This is a genomic window from Spirosoma radiotolerans, assembly GCF_000974425.1.
Classification (GTDB): domain Bacteria; phylum Bacteroidota; class Bacteroidia; order Cytophagales; family Spirosomataceae; genus Spirosoma; species Spirosoma radiotolerans.
This window is the reverse complement of the sequence record NZ_CP010429.1, coordinates 5,495,411-5,521,992: the sequence shown is the minus strand read 5'-3', so window position 1 is coordinate 5,521,992 and position 26,582 is coordinate 5,495,411. Positions and strand designations below refer to the sequence as shown.

At 49.3% G+C, this 26,582-nt stretch carries 18 protein-coding genes; 6 read left to right on the top strand and 12 right to left on the bottom strand.

What is annotated here, in order from left to right; translation table 11 throughout:
- Positions 1–44: 44 nt before the first annotated feature.
- The 3 genes from SD10_RS22450 to SD10_RS22440 all read right to left on the bottom strand — a co-directional run bounded on the left by SD10_RS22450 (position 45) and on the right by SD10_RS22440 (position 7,778).
- A complete protein-coding gene (locus SD10_RS22450) occupies positions 45–2,369 on the bottom strand; it encodes a GumC family protein (RefSeq protein WP_046576925.1) in 2,325 nt (774 codons plus the stop codon).
- Between the two features lie 1,453 nt (positions 2,370–3,822).
- Positions 3,823–5,844 carry a c-type cytochrome gene (locus SD10_RS22445; RefSeq protein ID WP_046576923.1) on the bottom strand — a complete coding sequence of 674 codons (2,022 nt, stop codon included), beginning with the start codon at positions 5,842–5,844 and terminating at the stop codon, positions 3,823–3,825.
- 32 nt (positions 5,845–5,876) lie between these two features.
- On the bottom strand, positions 5,877–7,778 hold the full coding sequence (locus SD10_RS22440; RefSeq protein ID WP_046576922.1) for a family 16 glycoside hydrolase: 1,902 nt from the start codon (positions 7,776–7,778) through the stop codon (positions 5,877–5,879).
- 123 nt (positions 7,779–7,901) lie between these two features.
- Between SD10_RS22440 and SD10_RS22435 the strand changes: the two genes are divergently transcribed.
- From SD10_RS22435 to SD10_RS22420, 4 genes are all read left to right on the top strand, one after another.
- On the top strand, positions 7,902–8,699 hold the full coding sequence (locus SD10_RS22435; RefSeq protein WP_046576921.1) for a 3-keto-disaccharide hydrolase: 798 nt from the start codon (positions 7,902–7,904) through the stop codon (positions 8,697–8,699).
- A 101-nt stretch (positions 8,700–8,800) separates the two neighbouring features.
- Entirely contained in the window at positions 8,801–9,403 is a 603-nt protein-coding gene (locus tag SD10_RS22430) for a SixA phosphatase family protein (protein ID WP_316933116.1), read from the top strand.
- Between the two features lie 117 nt (positions 9,404–9,520).
- A complete protein-coding gene (locus tag SD10_RS22425; protein ID WP_046576919.1) occupies positions 9,521–10,021 on the top strand; it encodes a hypothetical protein in 501 nt (166 codons plus the stop codon).
- Positions 10,022–10,068: 47 nt separating this feature from the next.
- Positions 10,069–13,356, top strand: coding sequence for a M4 family metallopeptidase (locus SD10_RS22420; RefSeq protein WP_046576916.1), 3,288 nt, complete (start codon positions 10,069–10,071; stop codon positions 13,354–13,356).
- A 105-nt stretch (positions 13,357–13,461) separates the two neighbouring features.
- On the opposite strand, the gene SD10_RS22415 is transcribed toward SD10_RS22420, so the two are convergent.
- Together SD10_RS22415 and SD10_RS22410 are read right to left on the bottom strand one after the other, a co-directional pair.
- Positions 13,462–13,869 carry a Dabb family protein gene (locus tag SD10_RS22415; RefSeq protein ID WP_046576915.1) on the bottom strand — a complete coding sequence of 136 codons (408 nt, stop codon included), beginning with the start codon at positions 13,867–13,869 and terminating at the stop codon, positions 13,462–13,464.
- 77 nt (positions 13,870–13,946) lie between these two features.
- Positions 13,947–15,167 carry an NADP-dependent isocitrate dehydrogenase gene (locus SD10_RS22410; RefSeq protein WP_046576914.1) on the bottom strand — a complete coding sequence of 407 codons (1,221 nt, stop codon included), beginning with the start codon at positions 15,165–15,167 and terminating at the stop codon, positions 13,947–13,949.
- 333 nt (positions 15,168–15,500) lie between these two features.
- Here SD10_RS22410 and SD10_RS22405 point away from each other — a divergent pair, with 333 nt between their 5' ends.
- A complete protein-coding gene (locus tag SD10_RS22405; RefSeq protein ID WP_046576912.1) occupies positions 15,501–17,198 on the top strand; it encodes an amidohydrolase in 1,698 nt (565 codons plus the stop codon).
- Positions 17,199–17,365: 167 nt separating this feature from the next.
- Here the strand turns inward: SD10_RS22405 and SD10_RS22400 are convergent, their stop codons facing one another.
- Positions 17,366–18,208, bottom strand: coding sequence for an endonuclease/exonuclease/phosphatase family protein (locus tag SD10_RS22400; RefSeq protein WP_046576910.1), 843 nt, complete (start codon positions 18,206–18,208; stop codon positions 17,366–17,368).
- Between the two features lie 178 nt (positions 18,209–18,386).
- Positions 18,387–18,731 carry a hypothetical protein gene (locus tag SD10_RS28900; protein WP_052731269.1) on the bottom strand — a complete coding sequence of 115 codons (345 nt, stop codon included), beginning with the start codon at positions 18,729–18,731 and terminating at the stop codon, positions 18,387–18,389.
- A 379-nt stretch (positions 18,732–19,110) separates the two neighbouring features.
- Between SD10_RS28900 and ffh the strand changes: the two genes are divergently transcribed.
- Entirely contained in the window at positions 19,111–20,430 is a 1,320-nt protein-coding gene (ffh, locus tag SD10_RS22390; RefSeq protein ID WP_046576906.1) for a signal recognition particle protein, read from the top strand.
- A 252-nt stretch (positions 20,431–20,682) separates the two neighbouring features.
- Here ffh and SD10_RS22385 read toward each other — a convergent pair whose 3' ends face one another.
- From SD10_RS22385 to murC, 5 genes are all read right to left on the bottom strand, one after another.
- Positions 20,683–21,387, bottom strand: coding sequence for a DNA alkylation repair protein (locus SD10_RS22385; protein ID WP_046576904.1), 705 nt, complete (start codon positions 21,385–21,387; stop codon positions 20,683–20,685).
- A gap of 71 nt (positions 21,388–21,458) precedes the next feature.
- Positions 21,459–22,892, bottom strand: coding sequence for a cell division protein FtsZ (ftsZ, locus tag SD10_RS22380; RefSeq protein ID WP_046579990.1), 1,434 nt, complete (start codon positions 22,890–22,892; stop codon positions 21,459–21,461).
- Between the two features lie 80 nt (positions 22,893–22,972).
- Positions 22,973–24,355: a cell division protein FtsA gene (gene ftsA, locus SD10_RS22375; protein ID WP_046579988.1), complete on the bottom strand. Its 1,383-nt coding sequence runs from the start codon at positions 24,353–24,355 to the stop codon at positions 22,973–22,975.
- An 11-nt stretch (positions 24,356–24,366) separates the two neighbouring features.
- Positions 24,367–25,140: a cell division protein FtsQ/DivIB gene (locus SD10_RS22370; protein WP_046576902.1), complete on the bottom strand. Its 774-nt coding sequence runs from the start codon at positions 25,138–25,140 to the stop codon at positions 24,367–24,369.
- A gap of 37 nt (positions 25,141–25,177) precedes the next feature.
- A complete protein-coding gene (murC, locus tag SD10_RS22365) occupies positions 25,178–26,563 on the bottom strand; it encodes a UDP-N-acetylmuramate--L-alanine ligase (protein ID WP_046576900.1) in 1,386 nt (461 codons plus the stop codon).
- Positions 26,564–26,582 lie beyond the last annotated feature (19 nt).

Sequence of the window (26,582 nt, the reverse complement as noted above, 5' to 3'; positions counted from 1 at the left end):
ATAAAGAGGAGGCCACTTCAAGCTAATTAGCGTTTACTACGTTATCAGGACAGTATCCATTTTTTTCGGCCTGGCTTTCCGTACACGTAGTCTTCGTTTTGGGTATTACTGTATTGATAAGCGTCACTGCCGTCAACAGCGTTCAGGATAATATTTAACCGAGGAAACCGATTATCCATATGCAGCTTATCAATCATTCGCAGGTGGTTCTTCGGCGTTACGTTATGACGAACCATAAAGAACGTGGTATCAACCAAGGGTGCAATTATTCGGGCATCAGAAACGAGACCAACAGGTGGGGTATCAATAATTATATAATCAAATCGGTCGCGGAGCTCTGTAATTAATTGAGTAAGCCGCGGGCTACTTAATAATTCGGACGGGTTGATGGGTATATTTCCACTTGTAATGACATAATAATTGGTGCTGCCAGGTACAGGTGTCAACACATCATCAAGCGTAGCCTCTCCCTGTAAATAATCGCTAATGCCTATTGAGTTATTGAGACAAAAAACTTTATGAAGTTTAGGCGCTCTTAAATCCATATCCAGGATAACGGTCGGTTTATTCACATAAGCCAGACTCATCCCTAGATTGATCGATACAAACGACTTCCCTTCTCCACTAATGCTTGATGTAAAGAGCAGCGCCTGGCTTTCTGTGGCTTCATTCCGGAGAGAGGGCAGGCAGGCGCGCAGGGTTCTAATCTGTTCTGCAATAACGGATTGGCCTTTGGGGGTAATCACTAATGAGCCTTTTTGCCGTTTTTTTACCAGCTCACCAAGAATTGGAACCTGTGTAACTTCTTCAACATCAATCCGTCGTGTTACCCGGTTATTTAACGCGTCATTACTGGCCACCACAGCAATTGGTATAACAAGTCCTAATAGGCTGAATAAGGCGTAAATAATTGACTTATTAGGCCGTACAGGTTCATCTTCACTTAAGGCCGTATCAATCGTGCGCGTATCAGCCATTGTTGAGGCAAAAGCAACAGCTGTTTCTTCTCGTTTCTGGAGCAAATACGTATACAAGCTATTTTTTATGGCTTGTTGCCGGGTAATGTCCATGAGCACTCGTTCTTTCTGCGGAATTGTCCGAATAGCGCCCTCAACTGAGCCGTTTTTTTCGACGTACTGACGTTGCGTACTCAGCAGCATATTCTTCATAGTCAGGATTGTACTAGCCATATTATTTTTGGTTATTTTAATCTGGCTATCGACCGTTTCCAGCAGCGGATTTAATTCTGACGTAGTATGCAAAAGGTGATCCCTTTGCTGCTCAAGCTGGGTTAAATTATTAATGAGGCTCAAAAGAACGGGATCACTTAAACCAACGACGGCTGGTGTATTTCCTCTGGTATCGCCTTTGCCTTCTATGTATTTTTGCAGATCATTTAGCGTGGCAAGCTGAATTTGTACCTGGTTCATCAAGGCGTCATTTTGTTGTACTGTTTGCAGAAATGTTTGCGCTTGTACACTCAGGTCAGTAATACCCTGGTGTGATTTATATTGCTCTACATTTCTTTCGGCCGAAGCCAATTCACCCGAAACGATATTAAGCCTATCTTCTATAAATTTTAAAGTGCTGGCCGCCACTTTGTTTTTATCCATTATAGCAGCTTCATTATATTCTCTTATTAATTGATTTAATATAGCTTCGCCTTTGGCTGGTACGGCATCTTCAAGGGAAAGCAAGATTACTGTTGAGCCTTTTCCTGTCGGAATTGCATGGAGATTAGTCAGGTAATTTTTTACAGATGTAGCTCGTTTAGTGACCTGGATAGAATAGGGATTTTCGCTGTCAAAAGTTTGTTTTTTGGTTACGATTTTAAGGCGCCCGTAAGGTGTTTCTATCGCGTGATTTACGGGATAAACCTGTTCATTTATTTTTACTGCTTTATTGCTTAGCATACTTACTTCCAGCGGTTTTTTATACAGCTCGGGCTTGCCTGACTCAACAATTAATTCGATTGGTGAATCAGTATAAATTTCTCGCTTACCAAAGGTGGTATTCTGGAAGTAACGTACATCTAGATGAAGTTTATCTGCGACCCGGTTCATGAGGGTGAACGAGCGTAAAATTTCAATTTCGTTTTCGACAACTTGTTTATGCGCAAATACACCTAATTCTTTTAATGAACTGGATTGTTCGCTCCCTTTTTGCTGATCCTGAACCAGTAAACTAGCTTGTATTTTATATATTGGTTGCTTGTTTGATATATAAATGTGGCCAATAGCAAGCATTAATACTGTAGATAGTATGAACCAGGGCCATAATTTACTATACTTTGATAGCAACGCTCTAATATTTAGGCCATCTGATTCGACTAACTGATGTTGTGTGTATGTATACGTATTCGCTGACATAATCTGAAAGGTTATTTTAAACTATTGTTAGTACCAATAAACTATTGGTATTCATTGCTGATCAGGAAAACATAGTTCGTTAATGTGTAGGTAAAATTTATGGGCATGGTCTGTTCAAGCACATAAATTCCTGAGCGATAGTTAAAATAAAATCGCTTGTTATGTATAGTCTTTGCCGAAAAATAAAACTAATATGTAGGCAAACACGTAGTAACTGAATCCCGTAAGTCTTTGTAGACGCCCTGGAAATGCTTAAATGGCCTGGACTTCTTAGCTTGTAATTTTAGCTGAGGTGATAGGGAAAGACTATACATCCTAAACCAAAACCTTAGTACTGGACATTATAGCGTCTACTTGTATGAAACCGTATATTTTACGCTATACTTTATTGAGGTTGTCCGTATTGATAATTACTAAACGAACGACTCACAGAGTGCTACTAGGCAAATAATTGATAAGTGCGTTATTGAAATAACATTATGAAGGTAAAGAGCTTTTTATAATGTTGAAAGCTGTAAGTGTATGATATGAATTAGTTTAGTATTTCTAAGTTTCAAACCTTGGCTAGTTTGGGACTATATATTTTACTTAAGTTTATTCTTATGGAAAATGAGAAAATAAGCACTTGTATTTTTTAAGGTGCTAGTATGAATATTCCTCATTATAGCCACTGAATAGATTACCTCTGGATTTTGGGCTTCGGTGTGAAAAACGAGGAGGTTGTTCGAAAACAGGCTATTAAATTATTTTCTGGTCTTTAAGGTTACATGGGAGCAAAAATTATATATTTGTTAGTATAGTCAAAAAGTAGACTTATTGTATACAGGTGTTTTGCTGGCTAATAACCATGTAGGGAAATCAGGAGAGCTCTCCGCTTAAGTGATACAATTCTTGCTCGCAATGCCATTTTGCAAGCGTTAGTAGTGAAGGTTAAAACTTGTTTACATTGCTGACGCCTATCAGACAGGTTAGGAGATCCTCTCCCCATGTACCGATTACTTTTTTGCTTTTTACAAGTTTGTACTTTCCAAAATACGTACTTCGTTCGGGAAGTACGTATTTTGTAACAAACCGTAATGGCCTCATATTACTTGTATGAAGAAAAACCCCTTTGTGCCTGGCCCCTGGACAATCATATTTTCGATTGTTATTCTCGTCTTTATCCTGCTTGCTATCTGGCTGATGAGATTAATTTTTTAACCACTTGCCTATGCTATAGCCCTTGCGCTGTGGTAATCTGGAACCGGGCGTGACAGTAGGCTGTCACAACTAGTTCAACAATGAATGGATATAGATAATCAAAATCGCATAAGCAAGAAAGCCATGGTCGATAAGACCATGGCTTTCTTGCTTACAGGCAACATAATTTACTGATAAAGGACTTCACGCTTCAACCTAACGCCAGGCTATGTTTCAACGGTGGCCGTTACTTATCGGTAGGTGAAGCGCGGAGTTAAGGCTTCGGTTCACCAGCGGATGTGTTGCCGTTGGACGCTGCCAACGAATTGATCCAGGCTGCTATCTTGAGCGCATCCGCTTTTGGAACCTGTGGCATGGGCGGCATCTCGGTAGCATAGTCAGGCCAGTTTTTGGGTTTTGGACTGTAGATCAAATTCAAAATCTGGTCGTTGGTGTATTTGCGTTTGGCTACATCGGCAAATGCCGGACCTACCTGCCGTTTGTTGGCCTGATGGCAGGCCGAACAGGTATGGCGGTTAAGCAGGCCTTTTACTTCATCGTAGGTTGGCGCTTTGGCCATTGTTACGGCCTGCCCTTCCACTAGCTTAGGCTTAGCGCCCGTAACAGGTTTGGCACCGGCTTTGGCGGGCGTTGCCTTTTTGCTTGTTTCGGCAGCGGCTGGTGTGGCCGGCGTAGTCGCTGAATTTCGGGTACTTACCTCGCTCATTGCCAGTTTTTCGCCTTCGGGGATGTTGTTCAGCGTGTAATAAGCAATTGGGTGAACCAGCGAATAAGAGCCTTCGGCACCCCGAACGCCATCCAGTGTCAGTTGGTGAATGTAGTATTTACGAAGGTCGCCTACAATGATTCGGGCTTTGAGGCCGTCCGCCGACACTTTTACGCCTTTGAGGGGCAAGGCTTCCTTGTTGATCGTCGGGCTGCCGTATACCGCGTGGTATTTATACAGGAAACTCTCGACCCGGTAAGACGCTAAATCTTCGGCCGATTTCCGATCGACGGGTTTTGTGAATTCTACTTCGAAGCCATCGGGCATTGCTTTCACGGTACGCATCTCGAAAGGGATAGCGCCATTCCAGGCTACCCGCTGCAATCCTTCGTTGGCTTCGCCGGCTGATCCCCAGCCCCGGTTCGTTTCACCAACGAACAACGAGCCATCTTTAGCGAAAGCCATCCGCAAGACACCCGACCGGAAACCGTTGCGGAATTCGATGGCACCACCCTGATACTCGCCATTTATTTTCTCCATAAATACCCGCGAGATTTTGCTCATGCCCTGGTCACCAACCAGCAGTTGCCCCGCAAAAGGCCCGAAGGCTCCATCCGGAATTTGCACGATTTCGGAGTTTGAGATGCCCAGAATACCATGGGGCAGCCAAACGGCGGGCGTCTGGATTTCGGCGTTCGGAAACAGTTCTTTCAAACCATAGAGCACGTTTGGGGTCTCATTAACGACGTTCTCAGGTTTGATGGCCCGTCCGTTTTCATCCCGCCGACGCCGTTCGTCGATCTTCGCGTCAAACTGTTCGGTAGTGAGTTTAACCGGCGAGTTGGGCATGCCCGTCCAGCGCAAACCCGCCGGGTGACCTACGAAGGCCCCTTTCTTCACGTGTACGATGCCGCCGGAACCCATCCAGTCGCCCTGGTTATCGGCATAGAAGAGTTCGCCGTCAAAAATGCCCAGTCCGCAGGGAGAACGCATACCGGTAGCCCAGGGCTGCATGGTGCCGTTCTCGCTGATCTTCATGGTCCAGCCCCGCCAGGGGACCCGGCTTTCGCCCCGCCACCATTCTTCATCACCGAAGGCTACATTGCCCGTTACGAAGAAACTGCCATCTGGTGCAATCTTCGGACCGAAGCTATACTCGTGGTAATGACCCGATAGCGGCCAGGCATAAACGGTTTCAAAAATATCGGCTTTCCCATTTTTGTCCGAGTCGACCATTTTGGTGAGTTCCCCACGTTGAGCGCAGTAGAAAGCGCCGTCTTTGTAAGTAAGTCCCAGAATCTCGTGCAGACCCGATGCAAACTTGCGGAAGAATGGCTTCCGGCTGGTTGGATTCTCAACAATCCAGACATCACCCCGGCGAGTGGCTACCCCCAGGCTCCCGTCGGGCAGCACCGTCATGCCACCCACTTCGAGTAGCGTACCTTCGGGAGCCGACACTTTCAGAATCTTAAAAAAATCTTCTTCCTTCGGCGATTCCTGAGCCGAAGCAGCCGTTGTTGTAAAGGCGGCTATGAAGATGAGGGGAATTATTTTTTGTATAATTTTCATCGCTTAAACTACCCCTTTGGGGTTTGGGGCCTTTAAAACAAGATTGAGTAGGTCACTTTTCCTTTCACGGGAACGATCAGTTCCTGGCGTCCATTGGCATCCCGAATAGTTGGCTTGGCGCCAGAGGCATCGTCTATACGCACATACGCCTGCCCATCAATCAGGTACATGCCGCCATCCATGGGCGTAATGCTTGAGCCGCTGATGAGCCGGGCGTATAAATCGCCCGCGGGGTTGGTGATGGTCACTTCACGCTGAACACCCTTTCCTTCGGGCAACACCCGGATTTTATCGTCGATGGATGAGCCAAAGCTCTGGTACCGAAACGTGGGTCGATCGCTCTCGTCCAGCACGTATCCTTTTGGGCGGTAGCTGGAGCCGGTGGTATCGGCCGCCCAGTTCGCTTGTGGCGACGCCAGCTTGCTCAGGAAAAGTACTGGCGCACCCAACCGTTGAACCATGCCCATGGGCCTTGACGAACCGTCACCCCGATCATGCCACATGGGGGTTGCGTCCAGAAATGAACCTCGCCAAACCTGTACCAGGGCCCCTTTGTCCAGATCGTACGTATAATGTACTTGCTCGGGGCTGCCGACGGAAATCGCATGAACCACACGGAGCGTGCGGCCCTGCGTGTTTTTCTCGCCAGGCATATCCATAAAGCTGCGGAGAACCGTGTTGCCGGGCGCATCAATAATAATCGGGTCAACCTCTTCGCCGTTGCTACCCGCTCCTTCGCTGATAACAAACTCACGGACACCGGGTCCGGCAACAGTCAGGCCAAGGGCGGGCTGCGCCCAATCCACAAATTTGGCATAAAAGAGCTCGAAGGGCAGATCGCCTTTGGGTAGGGTCGCTTTACCGCTACCATTCCAGCCACCTGGTGTAATCACCGACTGGTTATTGATCTTAAGCATACCTCCGCCCCCTGGCACTCCGAGGTTGAAGCGATACTCGCCGGGCTCGGCCACGCGCAGTGTACCCGAGTACCGAATTAAAAACTCGTTCGGAATTCGGCTGACCGAGGCCGAAAGGACCTTGGTCGCTCCTTCCGATTCTGGTGCCGTTTTATCATAATCGGGTTCTTTCTCATATTTGCCCTTGTAGACCGCGTATTTAAGGTTGAGCAGTTCGGGGCGTGGCTTGTCGTAGGCTACATAACGTATGTTGCGGAAAGCTACCGCGCCATGATCACCCTGAAAGCGGAGCGGCCCCAGGGGTTTTTCATCCGCAAATGCCGAGCCACGGGTAGGACCAGTGAGTTCAACATCTTCCTGAATAGGCACTCCATTCAGCTCAATCCGGATTACGCGCCCATTCTCGGTTTTCTGCGGTACCCCGCCGGGCCCATTGGTGTTGAAGCGGGGTGCCTGGAACGAGATTTTCATGTGCTGCCATAAGCCCGGCGCACGGCTGGCATTCTGGCGGGCTGCGTGGCCTTCATAGCCTTTCTGGCCTTCGGGACGTTTATCGTCCCAGCGCTCATAAACGGCTCCGTTATCATGCACGTTTGGCGTCCGAATATCCCAGCTATCGCGTAGTTGAATTTCGTAACGGCCTTGCAGATACACGCCTGAATTTGACTTCGACGCCATCATATAGTCGAATTCCAGATCTAAATCGCCATGCTGAAGCGTGGTAACCAGATCGTATTTGTAGGGGTTTTTGGCATCGACTGGCATTTTTGCCAACGGGACATTCACTAAAATGCCGGAGCCTTTTTCGGTTGTGATGGTGTTGGCTTTGTTCAGATCAGCCCGAACGTTACCAACAATACGCCAGTTGTCGGTGGGGGAGGTAAACGCACTTAAGTCGTTGAGTGGAACGCTAATACCAGGCGCTGGAGCAGGTTGAGCAACGGCCAACCCAATGCCAACCGCCCAGCCTACGCCCATCGACCAGAAAAAACGGGTCGTACTAAAGGGGGTTATCATGAGATAAAAAATGGAGTTTTGAGGACTGAAAGTTACATTTTTTCCATGTAAAAGACCGCAAATTGACATTTAACCTATCTTTGGGCGTTTTATATACGGAATTCTTTAACCCGGATTTTTTCCATGAAAAACTTAAGTGTATCGCTGGCTGTCTGCCTGAGCCTTGCCTTTACGAATCAGGCTTTAGCCCAGCTTGAGCCAACCAAACAAACACCACAGTCTACTGAGATTTGGGAGCCAGTGCCGCCCGTTGTGACGCCCGGTAATTTTTCGGCCAGCACAAGCGGCACGACGCCCCCATCCGATGCCATTGTGCTTTTCGATGGTAAAAACACAGATCAGTGGGTTGCCATCAAAGGCTACGCGCCCGCCAACTGGGAGAAGACCAACGAAGGGCCGTTGAAATGGCCGGTAACCGATGGGGTAATGTACTCCACCAAAGGATTCTCGGCTCGCTCAAAAAAGGAGTTCAATGATTTTCAACTCCACATCGAGTTCAAAACGCCCGAGAAGGTAGAAGGCAACAGCCAGGGCCGCGGAAATAGTGGCGTCTTTTTGCAAGGCCGGTATGAACTACAAGTCCTCGACAACTACAACAACCCGACCTATGTGGACGGTATGGTCGGTTCGATTTACAAGCAGGCGATTCCGTTGGTAAACCCAAGCCGGAAGCCCGGCGAGTGGCAATCCTACGATGTCATTTATCAGGCACCACGGTTCAATAAAGCGGGTATGATGCTCGATTACGCTTACGTAACGGTGCTGTTGAATGGTATTCTGGTACAAAATCACGCAGCGATTCGTGGTACGACGGAGTACATTGGTTACCCGAAAGTTCAGCCACACGGTGCCGGGCCAATTCTGTTGCAGGATCACGGTAATCCGGTTGGTTTCCGCAATATCTGGGTTCGAGAGTTGTAACCACCTGTGTTCGTAGTCATTGACCGAACCACTAGCTAAAGCCTCCGGCATTCACCGGAGGCTTTTTTGTATACTTGTAGTCTACAGTTTGCACTCAGCCTATGCGTCTTTTTACTCCGAATTCGTTGCCCTGCCAGGTTTCAACCTGGCATGATGTGTCAATCAAACCAGGTGCCCAGGGGTCTGGCCCGATGTTGCGAAAAGTCTATGTTCTTTTTATTTTCCTGATTGTCCTATCAACGGCCTGTTCTACAACCACCGTCTACATCGTTCGCCACGCCGAGAAACAAAACGAAACGGATACGACCGACCTTACACCAGCGGGCTATGCGCGGGCGGACGCACTCGCTGAAAAACTGGCCAATCGTGGAATCGACTCTATTTTCTCAACGCCCTATTACCGAACCCGCCAAACGGCCCAGACCTTAGCCCAACGTATTGGCGTTCCGGTAGTAGACTATCCGGCCAAACCAACCGAAGCCATTGTAAACCGTGTTGTGGCAATCCGCCATAAAACCGTGCTGGTTGTTGGGCATAGCAACACGATTCTGGAAATTGCCAGAGGGCTTGGCGCGAAACCGACGATGACTAAAATAGAATCGGGCGACTTCGATAAATTATTCCGACTCCGTATTCATCACGGGCCGTTCCGTCGTTCGGTCAACTTCTTCCCCGATACATACGGACAGCCCACCGCTCCCTAACGGGCGGCTAAGGCCCGCTATCTACCGGTTCATCGCTTCATTCGCTCAATTCATACAAATGCAGTATTGTCCCGACAAACGCGAGTTTTTACTTTGCCAGACATTCTTTTACTTCTGATGAATCAACTATTCCTAAACTTACTGTCTGTTTTTCTGTCGTCGAGCCTGCTGCTCGCCCAGGGACAGCCTATTCGCGCCACTGGCGATGAGATGCCTGTTATCCGGGAAACGACCACAGCTACGCTCCCAACCACGTATACCGGCCGACAAATCCTGGTGGGTAGCGGGGGAGGGGTTACCGGCTTTTCCACGACATACTACCTGCTGGAAAACGGCAAACTCTTTGGGCGACGCAGCCGCGATACTACTTTCACGTTTATTGGCCAGCAGACGGCGACCAATACCAAGCGTGTGTTTTCCGTGGCAGAAAGCAAGTGTAAACTCAAAACGGCCAAATTCGACCATCCCGGTAATGTCTACACATTTATCGAGTGGAAAAAGGGCAAACAGGAACACAAGGTTGCCTGGGGTGCTACGGGCAAGGTAGTTCCGGCCAATTACAAGCAATTTTATAATTCGTTCATGGCCATGATTCCGGCTCCTTCCAGACTCAACTAGTTTCCTGCTTTGTACCGTAAACAACCTATTAAACGAACACTCACCTTATGAAACTACATCTACTGGCCTTAATCCTGCTAACAACCACATACGGGCTGGCTCAGCAACCCGACGCGGGCTTTAAGCGGAAAAGCAAAGTGACGTCCTCTTCGACAGGGCTCGCCAATCGACTCAACGCCGTCGTCATACCGGTGCCCAATGATCGAACCGGCCGGCAAACGCTCTCCAGGTCGCTGGGTACGAACCCGACCATGCAATCGCTGCGGCTGCATGTGGTAAATGACTCGACAACGGGACTGCCTGTCTTTATCGAGCGAAAGCCGAATAAACAAATCAGTAAAAACGCAGCGAAAAACAGCGGGGCACGGCTTTCGGCGGCGGCCGCGGCTTCCATGACGTACCAGTTTATGGGGCAGGTACGTGACTTGCTTAGGCTGGAGAATCCGGAATCAGCGTTTAGCGTTGCCCGCACTGAGACGGATGATCTTGGACAAACGCACGTTCGCCTAACCCAGACGCATCGGGGTGTACCGGTACTGGGGGCCGAACTGGTAGCCCATTTGACCGATGGCGAAGTGACTCTATTAAACGGACGTTATCAGCCCATACCAACAGAATTGACGACAACGCCCCGGCTGGCACTTGCCGATGCTGCCGACAGGGCACTGACTGACGTGCGTAAGACGTCCACTGTGCGCTCATTTGGGGATAATATTCTAAAGATGAAATCATCGGAGGGAATGTTATGCGTTTTTGCCGAATATGGGGTGAGTAAGCTGGCCTACCAGCTCACCATCCGGCCTAATATGCTCGAACGCTGGGAGTATGTCATTGATGCCCAAACGGGGGATGTGCTCGACAAGTACAACCATACCTGTACGGTAGTGGGGCCAATCAAGGCATCGGGCCGGGATCTGAACGGCGTAACGCGCACATTTGAGACGTACCAGCAGAGTAGCAATGCGTATTACATGATTGATGTGTCGCGCCCGATGTTTAACCCAACAGCCTCGAAAATGCCGGGCGATCCGGTCGGAGCCATCTGGACCGTTGATGCAAAGAATATCAAAGGCGATAACCCTAAATTATACCAGCTAACGTCGAGTAACAATACCGACTGGAGCCCGACGGCTATTTCGGCGCATTATAATGCGGGCGTTGCTTACGAGTATTACCAGAATACGTTCAAGCGCAATGCCCTGAATGGCAACGGAGCGACCATGGTCTCGCTCATCAACGTAGTAGACGACGATGGCAAGGGCTTGGATAATGCTTACTGGAATGGCCAGATTATGGCCTACGGAAACGGGCGATTGTTGAAGCCGCTGGCGGGCGCACTGGACGTAGCTGGTCACGAAATGACCCACGGGGTGATTCAGAACACGGCTAACTTACAATACAAAAGCCAGTCAGGAGCCATCAACGAATCGTTTGCCGATGTATTTGGGGCCATGATCGACCGCGACGACTGGACGTTGGGCGAAGACATTGCAACCCCGAGCGTACTGCCATCGGGTGCCCTGCGTAACCTGTCGAATCCCAATCAGGGGGGCAAGAGTAAAGATCCGAACGGGTATCAGCCCGCCACCATGTCGCAGTACGAAACAACGACCGAAGACAATGGCGGGGTTCACATCAATAGCGGGATTACTAATTTTGCATTCTATAAATTCGCTACCGTTGTTGGAAAAGACAAGGCCGAAAAGGTGTATTACCGCGCCTTGACAACGTACCTGGTCCGCACCTCGCAGTTTCTGGATTTACGTCTGGCGATCATCAAAGCGGCCGGGGATCTGTATGGAGCAACGGGGACGGAGGTAACAGCCGCTAAAAATGCGTTCGATGCTGTGGGCATTACCGAAGGTACCCAGTCGACACCCGGCAAACAGCCCGACGTTCCGGTGGCTGCGGGACAGGATCTGCTGTTGCTGGCCGATGCAACCAACTCAAAACTGTACTCGACAGTGGTGGGTGTTAGCCCCGCCAAATTTGACCCGAAATCAACGCTGGGTATGCGGCATCGCCCGAGCGTAACCGACGATGGAAAGACCGCGTATTATGTGACGTCCGATAAGCGCATTCGGGCGGTTAACCTGACCGGCACGCCAACCGAAACGGTAATTTCTGACGAGACCGTTTGGGACAATGTCGCTATCTCGAAAGATGGTACGAAACTGGCCGCCCTAACGGCCGACCAGGATGGGTCGGTGTATGTGTACAGTTACGCAAAAAAGAAGTGGGCCGAATTTAAACTATATAATCCAACCTATACCGAGGGTGTTCAAACGGGCGATGTGCGCTATGCCGATTCGTTTGAGTGGGATTTCGCCGGAGAGAACATCGTGTACGATGCTTATAACGAGCTTCAGAATACGAGTGGCGATGCCCTTGATTATTGGGATGTGGGTTTCATTAACGTCTGGGATAATAAAACGGGCGATTTTGCCGCAGGCGATATTGAAAAGCTATTTTCGGACCTGGAACAGGGCGAAAGCATTGGTAACCCGTCATTCTCTAAAAACTCGCCCGATATTATTGCGTTCGATTACTTTAACGAAAACGATGATACGTATTACGTCGTGGCTACGGACCTGAGTTCGGGTACCTTAAAGGCGGTTTATAAAAACAATACATTAGGATTTCCCAGCTATTCCCGGCTGGATAATAAGCTGGTGTTCAGCACGGAGTCGAGTACTGAAGACATATCGGGAATCAATCTGGGCGCCGACAAACTGACGCCTTCAGGGGGTGTGTCTGTCCTCTACACCAACGCAAAATGGCCAGTCTGGTACACACAGGCTACCCGAACGCTGCCGACGAAAACAGCGCAGACCATTACCTTCGATGCGATTGCTGACCGCTATAATAATCAAGGTGACCTGACGCTCAAGGCAAGTTGTTCCTCCAGTTTACCGGTCAGTTTTGAGGTAAAAAACGGTCCGGCTACGCTAACGGGATCAACACTCAAATTTACCGGAACGGGCCTCGTAACGATTCGGGCTTATCAGGCCGGTAACGCACAATTTTATCCTGCCACATCGGTTGAGCGTTCGTTCAATGTATTGACTGTTACGGGTACTGAACCGCTCTGGTCAGATGCACTGGTGTTCTATCCCAACCCTGCTCATGCGTCGTTGACTGTTGAGTTACCCGGTACGGAAACCTTTGAGCGGGTATTGCTCCGGAACCTCACAGGCGCAACGGTCGTTCAACCGCTCCTGCCTTTGCATCAGCGCACGGCTACACTGGATGTCGGGCATTTACCCAAAGGACTGTATTTTCTTCAAGTTCAAACACCCACCGGAACGGCTACCCGGAAAGTGGTTAAGGAATAGTAGATGCTTTTTGTTTGTACCAGACAGCACCTTGCTGTCTGGTACAACGCTTACTTAGCTGACTCCTCGGTCTGTGAGGACACAGGCCGGGGAGTAGTCTATAATTTACTTAGCCTGATCCGTGAAATCGACGACGGTAACTTCGGCCAGCCAGGGGCCAACGATGCCACCAAATGCTTTATGAGCTGGGTGAGGCAGGTAGGCATCCCGATCTTTCTCATTGTCGAAGGTCAGAATAAACGCGTGCGTCAACCCTTTATTCAGGTTTTCGGGGCTGTTGTTTGTTCCCCACTTGAATCCTTTGATCTGGCTGATCTTCGAGGGCAGGGCCTCGAAAGCCGCCACGATTTCTTTCACTTTTTCAGCCGTCGTTTCAGGCTTGAACTTAAAGAGCACGATGTGCTGAACAGAACTGCTTTTCATTTTTTTTACGGGTGGTTCGCCGGTTGGTGTATGGGCATAAGCCGCGATCGTAAGCAACGAAAGAACGGCGATTGTGAGTATGTACTTCATAAAGCGATTAGGGTTTGAGCGATAAAGATAAAAAAAATGCCGCCCCACTATGGAGCGGCACTATCATAAAAACTCGGTTACGCTAATTTCACTTTCAGATTTTCGTCCAGCGCTTCGAGGAAGTCTTCGGTGTTCAGGTAATGCTCACCCGCCACTAACTTCGTACCGGCCGGGTAGGCCGACAGGGCCAGATCTTTCGTCATTTTGCCGCTTTCAACGGTTTCTACGCAAACCGCTTCGAGGGCATTCGCGAAATCGATGAGCGCTTGGTTGTCATCCAACTGACCACGGAAAGCCAGACCACGCGTCCAGGCGTAGATTGACGCAATGGGATTAGTTGAGGTTTTGTTGCCTTTCTGATACTCGCGGTAGTGGCGTGTAACCGTACCGTGAGCCGCTTCGGCTTCCATTGTTTTGCCATCGGGGGTAACCAGTACTGACGTCATCAGACCCAGCGAACCGAAGCCCTGCGCTACAGTATCCGATTGAACGTCACCGTCGTAGTTTTTACAAGCCCACACAAAGTTACCTTCCCATTTCAGAGCTGAAGCAACCATGTCGTCGATCAGACGGTGTTCGTAATGAACCCCTTTGGCTTTGAACTCAGCGTCGTAGATTTCCTGGAAAATATCCTTGAAACGACCATCGTATTTTTTCAGGATGGTGTTTTTGGTTGAGAGGTACAATGGCCAGCCTTTTTGCAGGGCCATGTTGAAACAGGCTTTGGCAAAACCACGGATCGACTCATCGAGGTTATACATACCCATGGCTACACCAGCGCCGGGGAAGTTAAATACGTCATATTCTAAGACCGTACCATCTTCGCCTTCGAACTTCATGGTCAGCTTCCCTTTGCCTGGTACCAGGAAATCGGTGGCGCGGTACTGATCACCGAATGCGTGACGACCGACAATGATCGGGGCTTTCCAGTTGGTTACCAGACGGGGCACGTTGTTCATCACGATAGGCTCCCGGAAAACCGTGCCATCCAGAATGTTGCGGATCGTGCCGTTCGGCGACTTCCACATCTGCTTCAGATTGAACTCTTTAACGCGGTCCTCGTCGGGGGTGATGGTGGCGCATTTGATACCGACACCGAATTCTTTGATAGCGTTGGCTGCATCAATCGTTACCTGATCGTTGGTTTCATCGCGATACTCAATACCCAGATCATAGTATTTAATGTCAACGTCAACGTAGGGCAGGATCAGCTTGTCTTTAATGAATTTCCAGATGATACGGGTCATTTCGTCGCCATCCAGTTCGACAACCGGATTTGCCACTTTAATTTTTTCCATTTGACTTGATTATAAACGATTGAAAACGATACGAAAACTTAGCAGGGTCGCCTGCGCGGTGCAAAAGTAGTGAAAGCGGGGCAAGGGAGAAAATGAAAAAAAACAAGTCTGTGCCTGATTCGCCTACGTGTTCAGCGAATAGAGCAAGTCAGGTAAGCCTGGCTTATTTCCGGAGCTTGGCCTGTTTCTACGTGAATCATGGAAGGCATCGATTTTTGTTTACTTATTCGAACTAAGGTGATTTTTAATAATAGGTAATACGTCATTTAAGCTATTTATCAGTACATTTATTGGTTCGTATTGGAAAAGCCTAAACAAAATTTGGTATTACTTATGAAAAACTGTACAAAATTAGTACTCGTCTTCTTTTTGATCCCGGCCGTACTCTTCGGTCAGTCAAAAAAGGGAGCCAAAGGCGGAGACAAAATAGAAAAACTGAAAGCCGAAGCGGTAGCGGCTGTTGAGGCCAATAAAGACCAGGCTCAGCAAATCAACGATATGCTGTTTAGCTTTGCCGAACTGGGCTTTCAGGAGGAAGAATCGTTTAAATACCTGACGACGCTTCTCGAAAAAGAGGGATTTACGGTGAAGAAAGGTGTCGCTGGCATTCCGACGGCCTGGATCGCGACCTGGGGATCAGGGAAGCCTCTGATCGCGATTGGCTCCGATATCGACTGCATTCCTAAAGCGAGTCAGAAACCCGGTGTCGCCTACAAAGATCCGATTGTAGAAGGAGCGCCTGGTCATGGGGAAGGCCACAACTCCGGGCAGGCGCTTAACATTGTGGCGGTGCTGGCCGTGAAAAAACTGATGGAACGGGAGAAAATTCCTGGTACGCTCATGCTCTGGCCAGGCGTTGCCGAAGAACTCGTTGGTACCAAAGCGTTTTACATTCGGGATGGGTATTTCAAGGATGTAGATGCCTGTATTTTCACGCACGTTGGCAATAACCTGGGCGTTTCCTGGGGCGATAATGGTTATAACGGCCTGGTTTCCGTACGGTTCAACTTTGAAGGGCAGGCCGCCCACGCAGCGGGTGCTCCCTGGCGCGGTCGTTCGGCACTGGATGCCGTCGAACTGATGAACATTGGCTGGAACTTCCGGCGTGAACACCTTGAATTGACCCAGCGTTCGCACTACGTCATTTCTGACGGGGGCGATCAACCCAACGTCGTTCCATCCAAAGCTGCCGTCTGGTACTACTTCCGCGAGCGTACCTACCCGAAGATTAAGAAGCTTTTTGAAACGGGGGTGAAGATGGCCGAGGGGGCTGCCCTGATGACCGATACCAAGTTTACCTATGAGATTCTGGGCTCGGCCTGGCCCGTACATACGAACCGCCCGATTGCTGCGGCTATGTATGACAACATCAAGAAAGTGGGCCTGCCTACTTGGACCGACGATGATCAGTTGTTGGCGCGGGCTTCACAACTGGAATTACAGGCGCCTAAAGTAGAAGGTCTGGCGGTTAAGCTGGATTCGATGGGTATGCCGACGTCGACTGCCCCTGTTGTGATGATGGGTGGTCAGGCGATGACGCCCATGGGTGGCGGCTCGGACGATATTGCTGATATTTCGTGGTCACTGCCGACCATTGTTCTGCGCTACCCCAGCAACATTCCGGGTTTGCCGGGTCACCACTGGGCCAATGCGATCTCGATGGCGACGCCCATTGCACACAAAGGTATTGTAGCGGGTGCCAAAGCGGAGGCTATGACCTTGCTGGATATGCTGCTGAAACCGGAGATTATCAAAGAGGCCTGGGCGTATTATAAAGATGAACAGACCAAAGACATCAAGTATGAATCGTTGATTACGTCGAAGGAGCAACCGGCTATTTATCTGAATAAAAAGATTATGACCGAGTTCAAGCCTAAGCTAGAAAAGTTTTATTACGACCCAAGCAAGTACAAAACGTATCTGGAGCAATTGGGCATCAAGTACCCAACGGTTCGCGACGACCAGCGGCAAGCGGTGAAAAAAGAAGTGGAGAAAGCTGCGGCTAAAGTTTCGTCGTCTTCCTCCCGGTAGTTGGAGAAACCAGAACAGCAGCACGGCATAGCCGGCAGATTAGGATAAAACAGGTAGAGCACGTCCACGGTCCGTGGACGTGCTCTACCCTAAAACCAGAATACTCAAACGGAGACTTTGCTCACTGTGAGCAAAGTCTCCGTTTGAGTATTCTGGTTTTAGGGTAATTACTTCAGCACCACTTTCACCACGACCGGTTGGTGGTCGGAAGGGTAGCGCTGCTCTTTGGCGTCGGTCAGGACGCCGTATTTCAGGACATCGAATTGCTTACTGACAAAGATGTAGTCGATTCGTTGATCCATGGGCGCATCGAATTTAAAGCTATTGAATGTGCCTTCGGGGCCGTAGGGCGGCATTTTTGTTACGCTGTGTGAATCATTGAGCAAGGTCTGGATGGTCTTGATCTGCTCCGTGTCGGGCGTTGAGTTAAAATCACCCACGAGAATTGCCGGCGTGTTTTTGGCGATTCCTTTAATCTTTTCAACCATCAGCTTGCCCGATTGCCGCCGGGCTTCAACACCCTGATGATCGAAGTGGACGCTGAAGAAATAAAAGTCTTTTTTCGTTTTCAGGTCATTAAACTTGGCCCATGAGCATATCCGGTTGCAGCAGGTTGCATCCCATCCCTTACCCGGTTTATCGGGAGTTTCGCTCAGCCAGAAGTTGCCGGACTGGAGAACCTTGAACCGGTCCTTTTTGTAGAAAATAGCCGAGTGCTCGCCCGCTTCCTTCCCATCATCGCGCCCGGCGCCCAAAAAGGCAAACTCGGTCAATTCGGCCACATCAGTCAACTGATCGCGCAGGGCTTCCTGGGTTCCAAACAGGTCGAACTCATGGAACTGAATCAACGCTTTCACGTTTTCCTTTCGATTCGGCCAGGCATTTATCCCGTCGCCTTTGTTGTTGTAGCGGAGGTTGTAGGTAGCAACGGTGATCGGTGTATCTTTTTGGGCAAATGTCGTAGTCGTTGTTAGTAAACTGCCAAGCAGGAGAAAGATCAAAAGACGCATTTTTACTGAGTTTAAACGAGCAAATTAGTTTGTAGAGCGCGAAGTTATTTGTCAATTAGGAAGCTCCACAGATGACAAACCGCAAACTACCGGATTTCTACCAGCCTGAAGTATAAACACAAATACCCGGCGGTCTAAATCGACCACCGGGCATTCGCGTAGGTGAGGGTAGAAAATATTACTTACTCGTGTTCGTGTGCGCGTTCCGTATTTCGCGCGCCATGTTCATGAGTCGTTTCCAGCAACGGCCAATGGTCTTCTTATCTTCTACTTTTTTTTCTTTTGCAGCTGACGTCGCTCCTGCTGGTTCTGGTTTTACTGGCGTGTTTTTAACCAGCACAGGTGTTTTCTCCAGATTGACCGGCCGGGCCTGGGTATCTATAAGGGGGGCTTTTGTTGATGATGTAATCGTGAAGGCATCTCGCGCTGGCATAGCGCTGATTTCTGATGAGATCAGCGGGCTGGTTAGCAGCGAGGCAATGGCAAAACAACCCGTGGCAGTTCTTCTCAAATTAATTCTCATAAAGAAATTGGTTTTATAATCACTAATGATCTACATCCGTGACGACTGCAAACGGCAATGCCTTCATCACAAATATATGTAATAGTATTATTGCATCATATATTTGTATTAAGTAATTGTAAAATAATTAGTCTACTGTTGGCATATACAAACACAGTGCCAACTTTTTTTTGCCAGGCTACTAACTTGACCGATTATTATATTGCCAGAAAGAAAAGTTCTTATTTATCGGGGCGCAGGTGGGGAATTTTTCGCAATTCCCTTTCGATGGATGAAGAGCGAATGTGCGAGAATAACGTACAAGCTCATCTTAGTAGTATGTCACTGCAAAAACGCCCGCCAGAAACTGTTATCTTTGTGTCATTGTTTGTGATAGACTATGTTTGAGAACCTTCAGGATAAATTAAATAAGGCCATAAAGACCCTAAAAGGGCAGGGCCGTATTACCGAAATTAACGTTGCCGCGACGATCAAAGAAGTACGTCGTGCACTGACGGATGCCGACGTTAACTATAAAGTAGCGAAGGAAATTACGGATCGCATTCGTGAAAAGGCCCTTGACCGGAAGGTGCTCATATCGGTGGAACCCGGCCAGTTGTTCGTCAAGATCGTGCAGGAAGAACTGACCGAACTGATGGGGGGCGAAGCACAGGGCATTAACATCAAAGGCGATCCGGCGATCATTCTGATTGCGGGTTTGCAGGGGTCGGGTAAAACAACCTTTTCGGGTAAGCTGGCGTCGTATCTGAAAAAGCAGGGCCGGGGTGTGCAGCTTATTGCCGCCGACATCTACCGCCCGGCCGCTATCGACCAATTGAAAGTGCTGGGTGAGCAGGTTGGTGTGGAGGTGTACGCAGAGCCTGAAAACAAAAATGCCGTTGAGATTGCTCAAAACGGTATTGCGTTGGCGCGGAAGACCGGAAAGAAAATCGTTATTGTGGATACCGCCGGACGTTTGGCCGTCGATGAAGCCATGATGCAGGAGATTGAAGCGCTTAAACGGGCCATTTCTCCCTCCGAAACGCTATTCGTCGTGGATTCCATGACCGGGCAGGACGCCGTCAACACCGCCAAAACCTTTAACGAGCGCCTTAATTTCGATGGTGTTGTGCTGACTAAACTCGACGGCGACGCACGGGGTGGAGCTGCCCTTTCTATCAAGACGGTCGTTAATAAGCCCATCAAATTTATCAGTACGGGCGAAAAGATGGAAGCCCTCGATGTGTTTTATCCTGATCGGATGGCCAGCCGGATTTTGGGCATGGGCGATGTGATTTCGCTGGTTGAACGGGCTCAGCAGGCATTTGACGAAGACGAAGCCAAACGCATCAACGCCAAAATGCGTAAGAATCAGTTCGACTTCGACGACTTTCTGTCGCAGTTGCAACAGATCAAAAAGATGGGTAACGTCAAGGACCTACTCGGCATGATTCCGGGTATGGGTAAGATGATCAAAGACCTGGATATTGATAATGACTCGTTCAAGCCTATTGAGGCTATCATTAGCTCCATGACGCCTAAAGAACGCAGCCGCCCCGATATTATCGATGGAAGTCGCAAGAAGCGCATTGCTGCCGGTAGTGGTACGAACATCACTCAGGTAAACAACCTGTTGAAGCAATTCGATGAGATGCGGAAGATGATGAAGAAGATGAATACCATGCAGGCATCAGGCAAGATGAACAAGATGATGCGCTAGTTTCGGTTTACGGCTATAAAGTTTATAGTTTGTGGTTTACGGTAGGCTGACGCACGCATTTGCTGGCATGAGCCAACCGTAAACCACAAGCCTTTTAACCAAGCACTCCATGGCCTGTGTCCTCACAGGCCATTTTTGCGAATAGAAACAGTTGCTGACGCCCGAGTGGCCTGTGAGGGCGCAGGCCACGGAGTAAGATGTTTGTAGTTCGCGTCAGCCTACCGTAAACCAAAAACTGTAAACGACAAACCTTTACAACTTCAAATAGTAAGCTCGTTTTGCGGGCTCAAACCGCTCAATGGCGTAGCGAAGAGCCGTACGGGGCATCTTGCTGACGTGATCGTGCAGAAACTCCTCCAGGGCGTCTGAATTACGTTTACCCACCTCCCGGAGCATCCAGCCAACAGCTTTGTGAATGAGGTCGTGTTTATGCGGCAGCAATTGTTCAGCAATGGCAAATGTGTCGCCAAACTGTTCAACCCGAATTAGCGCTAATGTTGAGACGATTGCCATTCGCTGGCTCCATAAGTTATCTTCGCTAGCCAGTTCGTAAAGAATCGATCGATCTCCCTTGACCGCGTATCGGCCAATGATGTAGGTACAGGTAACATCTACCAGATCCCAGTTATTGATGAAGCGTCGATTGACCAGGTATCGTTCCCGGATGATGGCCTGTTGACTTGGAATGGCTTTACTGGATTGCTTTACCCAAATGAGTAATCCGACCATTCTGCATTCGTGGATTGGGTCCTGAACCAGCTTTTCTACTTCCGCTAACGAAAGATTGGCGTACTGATTGACAACCGTGTGTTGCTGCGGCATAGAAAGCCCCAGAAACTGGTCTCCTTCGGCGTATTGCCCTGGTCCGGTTTTGAAGAAGCGGGCCAGGGCAATGGCTCGCTGCGGTTGGGCCAGGCTTACGAGCGTACTTCTGGCATCTGTAAACGTCGATTTCATATGGACAAAAGAAAAGGCAGAAATTCGTGTGAATTTCTGCCTGCTAACGGAAATGTATTTTTTACACCCGATCAATCATTCAATTTCGAACGAACGAACTCCTGCTCAGACAGCATCGGCAGGGAATAGAGCATGGTCTTATTCCGCTCGAAAGTAGGCCGGTCGAGGTCAGCGGCTAGATACTGCCCTTTTGTAAAGGCTTCTACCATGCGCTTGATCATGTCGGCATCGCTGGGCCGTTCTTCATCGTCGAGCAGCAGCACATCGGCTTCATCCTGATAAGGGCGGATGATGCCGGGCGTTTCTGGACGAATGATCGTTGTGCCATTGTAACTGGTTGGCGTTTGCTTATCGTCCGACTTAATACTCAAGCCAGAAAGAGTAGGATCGATTTCTTCACCATCGCTATCAACCAGTACCAGTTCTTCTTTGGTATCTTCCTGCTCCTGGCTATCTTCCGGTAAATCAACGACGATAGCTTCTGGTTGGGCAGGAACCTCTGGCAAGGTTGTATCCTTCAACTGATCCATCAGGGTCGTCGTGCCGTCAAATCCTGCTGCAATGATGGTTACGCGCAGATTTTCGCCAAGGTTATCGTCCGTAATTGCACCGAACTTAAACATCTTGGCTTCGCTCTGAATCTTTTTGGCCACGTGCTCTGAGATGGCCATCTGTTCTTTCAAACGCATGGCATGCTCTTTACTCGATGAGATCGTGAGCAGAATACGTTTGGCTCCCCGGATATCATGGTCGTTGAGCAGTGGTGAATTCAGAGCCGCTTCGATAGCGCGCAGCGCACGGTCTTCGCCCCCAACCTCAGCCGATCCCATTACGGATTGCCCGGCCTGTTCGAGGACTTTCTTCACGTCGGCAAAGTCAGCGTTGATATCGCCCTGTGTGGTGATGATCTCGGCAATACTTTTCACGGCGTTTGCCAGCACATCATCGGCATGTGCGTAAGCTTCTGTCCAGGTTAATTCGCTGTATAACTCGGCGAGTTTGTCGTTCAGAACAACCAGTACTGTATCGCAGCTATTCTTGAGTTTTTCAATACCCTCACGGGCCTGTTCTTTCTTGTCCGTTCCTTCGTACCAATACGGGGCCGTTACAACAGCCACCGTCAGTAAGCCCATTTCGCGTGCCACCTCAGCGACTACAGGGGCTGCGCCCGTACCCGTACCACCACCCATACCCGCCGTAATGAAAACCATTTTGGTAGGAGGAGCCAGTAAATTTCGGATTTCGTCAATACTGGCACGAGCCGCATCTTCACCGGCTTTTGCTTCGGTACCTGCGCCCAACCCGTCGCCTAGTTGCAACTTGGTTGGCACAGGATTACTCATAAGGGCTTGGCGGTCAGTATTGCATACAGCAAAACTCACATCCTGCATCTTTAATTTGTGCATGTGCTTGACGGCATTGCCGCCCATGCCGCCCACGCCAACAACCTTGATAATGATTGGGTTGTCGTCTGGAAGTTCGAATCTATAGCCCTGACTATTCATCGTGTGGGTATATGGTGTCTGTTCGTTGTGAAAACTGCCTGCTTGCCTTTGCGCCGGCTCAAGCCGGTTTGGTTCCATCATCAATACGTATCGGTTTCGTTGCCCCGCGTTGGTTGAAGTGCTTCTTTAAGCTTATCAAACCAGCTTTTCTTCGGCTCGGGTTCAGGCGCCTTCACGCTGGGTTGTGATTTTGGCGTACTACCCCCGGTTGGGTACACGGGCCGAACGGGACCAACAGGCTGCTCGTCTTCTTTATAAGCCCGATTCGGATCACTGATAAACGAGATTCGGTTATCAATCGTTTTGTAACCTGCCCAAACCAGGCCTACAGCCGTGGCATAAGCGGGGTCACCCACTAAGTCGGCACGGCCATTGGGTTCAAGATGCTCCGGATAACCAACGCGAACTTCTTCAACCCCCGTCACCCGGCCAAATATATGCTCGACGCCTGGAATCAGAGCTGAGCCACCGGTCAATACAATACCGCCCAGTAACTTGCCATCGTAGCCCGACCGAATAATTTCGGCCTGAACCAGTGCGGCAATTTCACGCAGCCGATCTTCGATAATGACAGCCACGTTTTTGAGCAGTACATCTTTAGGTTTGCGATTGCTGAGACCCGGTACGGCAACAACTTCGTTGAGGTTATATTCGCCGGGGTTAGCACTGCCAAATTTTTTCTTGAGGAGTTCGGCCTGATTGGGGAGAATTTTGCACCCGGCCTGAATATCCGACGTCAGGCTGTTACCCGCCCACGGAAATACCGCCACATGGCGTAATACATTTCGGTAATAAATGGCCATTTCGGTGGTACCGCCCCCAATGTCCACCAGGGCAACGCCCGCGTATTTCTCTTCGTCAGTCAACACCGCCAGGCCCGATGCCAGCGCCGACAGCATCATGGTATCCTGCGCCAGATTATTGCGCAGAATGCACTTGCGAATGTTGCGGGCTGCGTTGGCCTGGGCTGTAATGAGTTGAAAATCAGCACCTAGTTTGACGCCATTCCGGCCAACAGGCTGGTTGACACTGGTTTCGTTATCGACCACAAAATCCATTGGCAAGACATGGATAATTTCCTTATCTGCCGGAATTGAGGTACGATACATATCGTTGAGCAAGTGGTCAATGTCTTCGATCTGCACTTCATCGCCCGAAGACGACCGGGTAATGCTACCGCTTGACTTGACCGACGTTACGTGCGAGCCGCTAAAACTGACATTGACCAGATGAATGTTTAGGTTCGATTGGTTCGATGCATCAGCGACCGCCCGTTTGATGGCATTTACGGTATTATTGACGTTGACAACAGAGCCTTTTGCTACACCGTCGGTCAAATTTGTTTCGCCCACACCCAATACTTCGAGTGTTTCCTGTTCTTTATTGTTTCGAATCAATCGACCGGCAACCGCACATACCTTGGTGCTGCCAATGTCCAGACCCACCACTATTTTCTCGTCCATGCCCGTTGGTATCATTCGCACACTATTTGATTTCGATACTGAACGCTTACCCGGCTGTAGCGGTCCCAACCTTTGGCCGGTAAAACGTCTGTATATACTAATTTCAGTTTCTTCAATTTCTCATCTACTTCCGTTGGTGGTCCAAAGTCGATAGTATGATTACCCACTTGAGGCCACATTGTTATTTCGCCCCGCTCATCGACCGATAATTCGGTAATCTGTGCCCGCCAGAACGGATCGTCATGAATCCGTTTCAGTAAGTTCAGCAGCGGTCTGTTTCGCTCATTGGCTAGTGAACGGTTCTGGGCAAAATAACGACCCGTCAACACCGGCACACGAGCCGAGTAATTCATTGAAACCGGAAAAAAACGCCCTTCTTCACTCACATACTGTCCTGATGCAGACCGAACGCCATCGCCCGAAGGCATTAGCCGAGCCAGCGGGTGAGGTTGTTCAATCACGACGAGCAGGCTACCGGCTAAGTCACGAAATACCTGACATTTCTTTACTAAGCCGTGTTGCTGTAACCTCGTTTCCAGCTTACGCAAATCAACCTCTCCGTAATTCTCGCCAATAACCGGGTCTGCTCCCTGATTGGTTAGGTACCCCATCACATCCCGACGCGTCAGAAAACGATGTCCATCCACCTCATCCAACTGCACGATTACGTCACGAACGTGCTTCTGGCCATGCCGAATTTCGGTAAACGCAATGAGCCCGAACAGGCATAAAACACTTCCGGCCGTGAGTAACCACTTTTTGGATGATTTAAAGGTAGAAAACATCTGTAAATAAGCTGGATTGTTTTTGGGATATATTTATCTATTGGTCTACAAGTGTGTCTTTTAAAAGTATTAACATTTGGTCAATGTCTCCCGCGCCAATGGTTACAAGTAGTGTGGGTTTCATTTTTCGCAAAACGTCGGGTAACTCCGCTTTGGTGCATTTTTTCTTTGTTTTCGAGTGTACGTCCCGAAAAATCAAGTCTGAGGTAACACCTTCTATGGGTAATTCACGCGCTGGATAAATATCCAGGAGAATAACATGGTCGGCCAGCGACAGACTTTCGGCGAACCCTTCCGCAAAATCCCGGGTGCGACTAAATAAATGGGGTTGAAAGATAGCCGTTACTTCTCGATCTGGATAAAGGGCCTTTACCGACGATAAAAATGCCTGCACCTCAGCCGGGTGGTGAGCGTAGTCATCGATAAATACGATAGAATCGGTTTTTAGGATGTATTCGAACCGGCGACGAACGCCCCGGTAGCTGTTGAGAGCCAGGCGAATAGCCTCGGGCGATACACCAACTTCAAGCGCAACCGCTCCCGCAGCTACCGCATTCTCGACATTGTGAAAGCCCGGAACGGTCAATCGAATATCGGTAATAACACCGCCTGGATAAACCAGGTCGAAGATGAATGTGGCTTGCTCGATCCGTAAATTCTGACTGTAATAATCGCCCTCTTTCAGTGAATAGGGCCGAACAGAAGCTTTGGTTTTATCGGCAAGTGACAAGCCTTGCTTCATGAACAGCACACCCTCGGGTTCGATCTGACTAACAAACTTGCCGAATGAGTCGAGCACAGCGTCGTGGGCTCCATAAATGTCGAGGTGGTCGGCATCGGTGGAGGTGACAATGGCGTACGTTGGAAAAAGGGTTAAAAACGAGCGGTCAAACTCATCGGCTTCAACCACACACACCACAGACCGGAGGTCATCGGCAGGTTGATTAAGCAAAAAATTTGTGCCATAATTATTTGTAATACCGCCCAGGAAAGCCGCACAGTTAACTCCGGCATCGCGCAGAATATGCGCCACCATCGACGATGTAGTGGTCTTTCCGTGCGTACCGGCCACCCCGATCGTTGTCATCTGGCCTGCCAGTAAGCCCAGCACCTGCGAGCGTTTCTGGAGAATAAACCCCTGTTCCGTCAGGTATATGTACTCCGAATGCGTTTTGGGAATGGCAGGCGTATAAATGACCAGCGTTTCGGCTGGGTTTTCTCGAAACGCGGTCGGGATCTGCTCAACATCATCCGTAAAATGGATAACCATACCTTCGGCCTGAAGGGCTTCGGTAAGAGCCGTGGGGGTTTTGTCATATCCGGCTACAGCATAGCCATTCACCTGAAACCAGCGGGCGAGCGCACTCATGCCGATTCCGCCGATTCCCAGAAAATAAATGTACTTAAATTGGTCTAATGTCATTCTTGTTGGGAGGAAGGAG

Coding starts and splice junctions, on each gene's coding strand:
- SD10_RS22450 (WP_046576925.1), bottom strand. CDS start 2,369: ATGTCAGCGAATACGTATACATACACACAACATCAGTTAGTCGAATCA.
- SD10_RS22445 (WP_046576923.1), bottom strand. CDS start 5,844: ATGAAAATTATACAAAAAATAATTCCCCTCATCTTCATAGCCGCCTTT.
- SD10_RS22440 (WP_046576922.1), bottom strand. CDS start 7,778: ATGATAACCCCCTTTAGTACGACCCGTTTTTTCTGGTCGATGGGCGTA.
- SD10_RS22435 (WP_046576921.1), top strand. CDS start 7,902: ATGAAAAACTTAAGTGTATCGCTGGCTGTCTGCCTGAGCCTTGCCTTT.
- SD10_RS22430 (WP_316933116.1), top strand. CDS start 8,801: ATGCGTCTTTTTACTCCGAATTCGTTGCCCTGCCAGGTTTCAACCTGG.
- SD10_RS22425 (WP_046576919.1), top strand. CDS start 9,521: ATGAATCAACTATTCCTAAACTTACTGTCTGTTTTTCTGTCGTCGAGC.
- SD10_RS22420 (WP_046576916.1), top strand. CDS start 10,069: ATGAAACTACATCTACTGGCCTTAATCCTGCTAACAACCACATACGGG.
- SD10_RS22415 (WP_046576915.1), bottom strand. CDS start 13,869: ATGAAGTACATACTCACAATCGCCGTTCTTTCGTTGCTTACGATCGCG.
- SD10_RS22410 (WP_046576914.1), bottom strand. CDS start 15,167: ATGGAAAAAATTAAAGTGGCAAATCCGGTTGTCGAACTGGATGGCGAC.
- SD10_RS22405 (WP_046576912.1), top strand. CDS start 15,501: ATGAAAAACTGTACAAAATTAGTACTCGTCTTCTTTTTGATCCCGGCC.
- SD10_RS22400 (WP_046576910.1), bottom strand. CDS start 18,208: ATGCGTCTTTTGATCTTTCTCCTGCTTGGCAGTTTACTAACAACGACT.
- SD10_RS28900 (WP_052731269.1), bottom strand. CDS start 18,731: ATGAGAATTAATTTGAGAAGAACTGCCACGGGTTGTTTTGCCATTGCC.
- ffh (WP_046576906.1), top strand. CDS start 19,111: ATGTTTGAGAACCTTCAGGATAAATTAAATAAGGCCATAAAGACCCTA.
- SD10_RS22385 (WP_046576904.1), bottom strand. CDS start 21,387: ATGAAATCGACGTTTACAGATGCCAGAAGTACGCTCGTAAGCCTGGCC.
- ftsZ (WP_046579990.1), bottom strand. CDS start 22,892: ATGAATAGTCAGGGCTATAGATTCGAACTTCCAGACGACAACCCAATC.
- ftsA (WP_046579988.1), bottom strand. CDS start 24,355: ATGGACGAGAAAATAGTGGTGGGTCTGGACATTGGCAGCACCAAGGTA.
- SD10_RS22370 (WP_046576902.1), bottom strand. CDS start 25,140: ATGTTTTCTACCTTTAAATCATCCAAAAAGTGGTTACTCACGGCCGGA.
- murC (WP_046576900.1), bottom strand. CDS start 26,563: ATGACATTAGACCAATTTAAGTACATTTATTTTCTGGGAATCGGCGGA.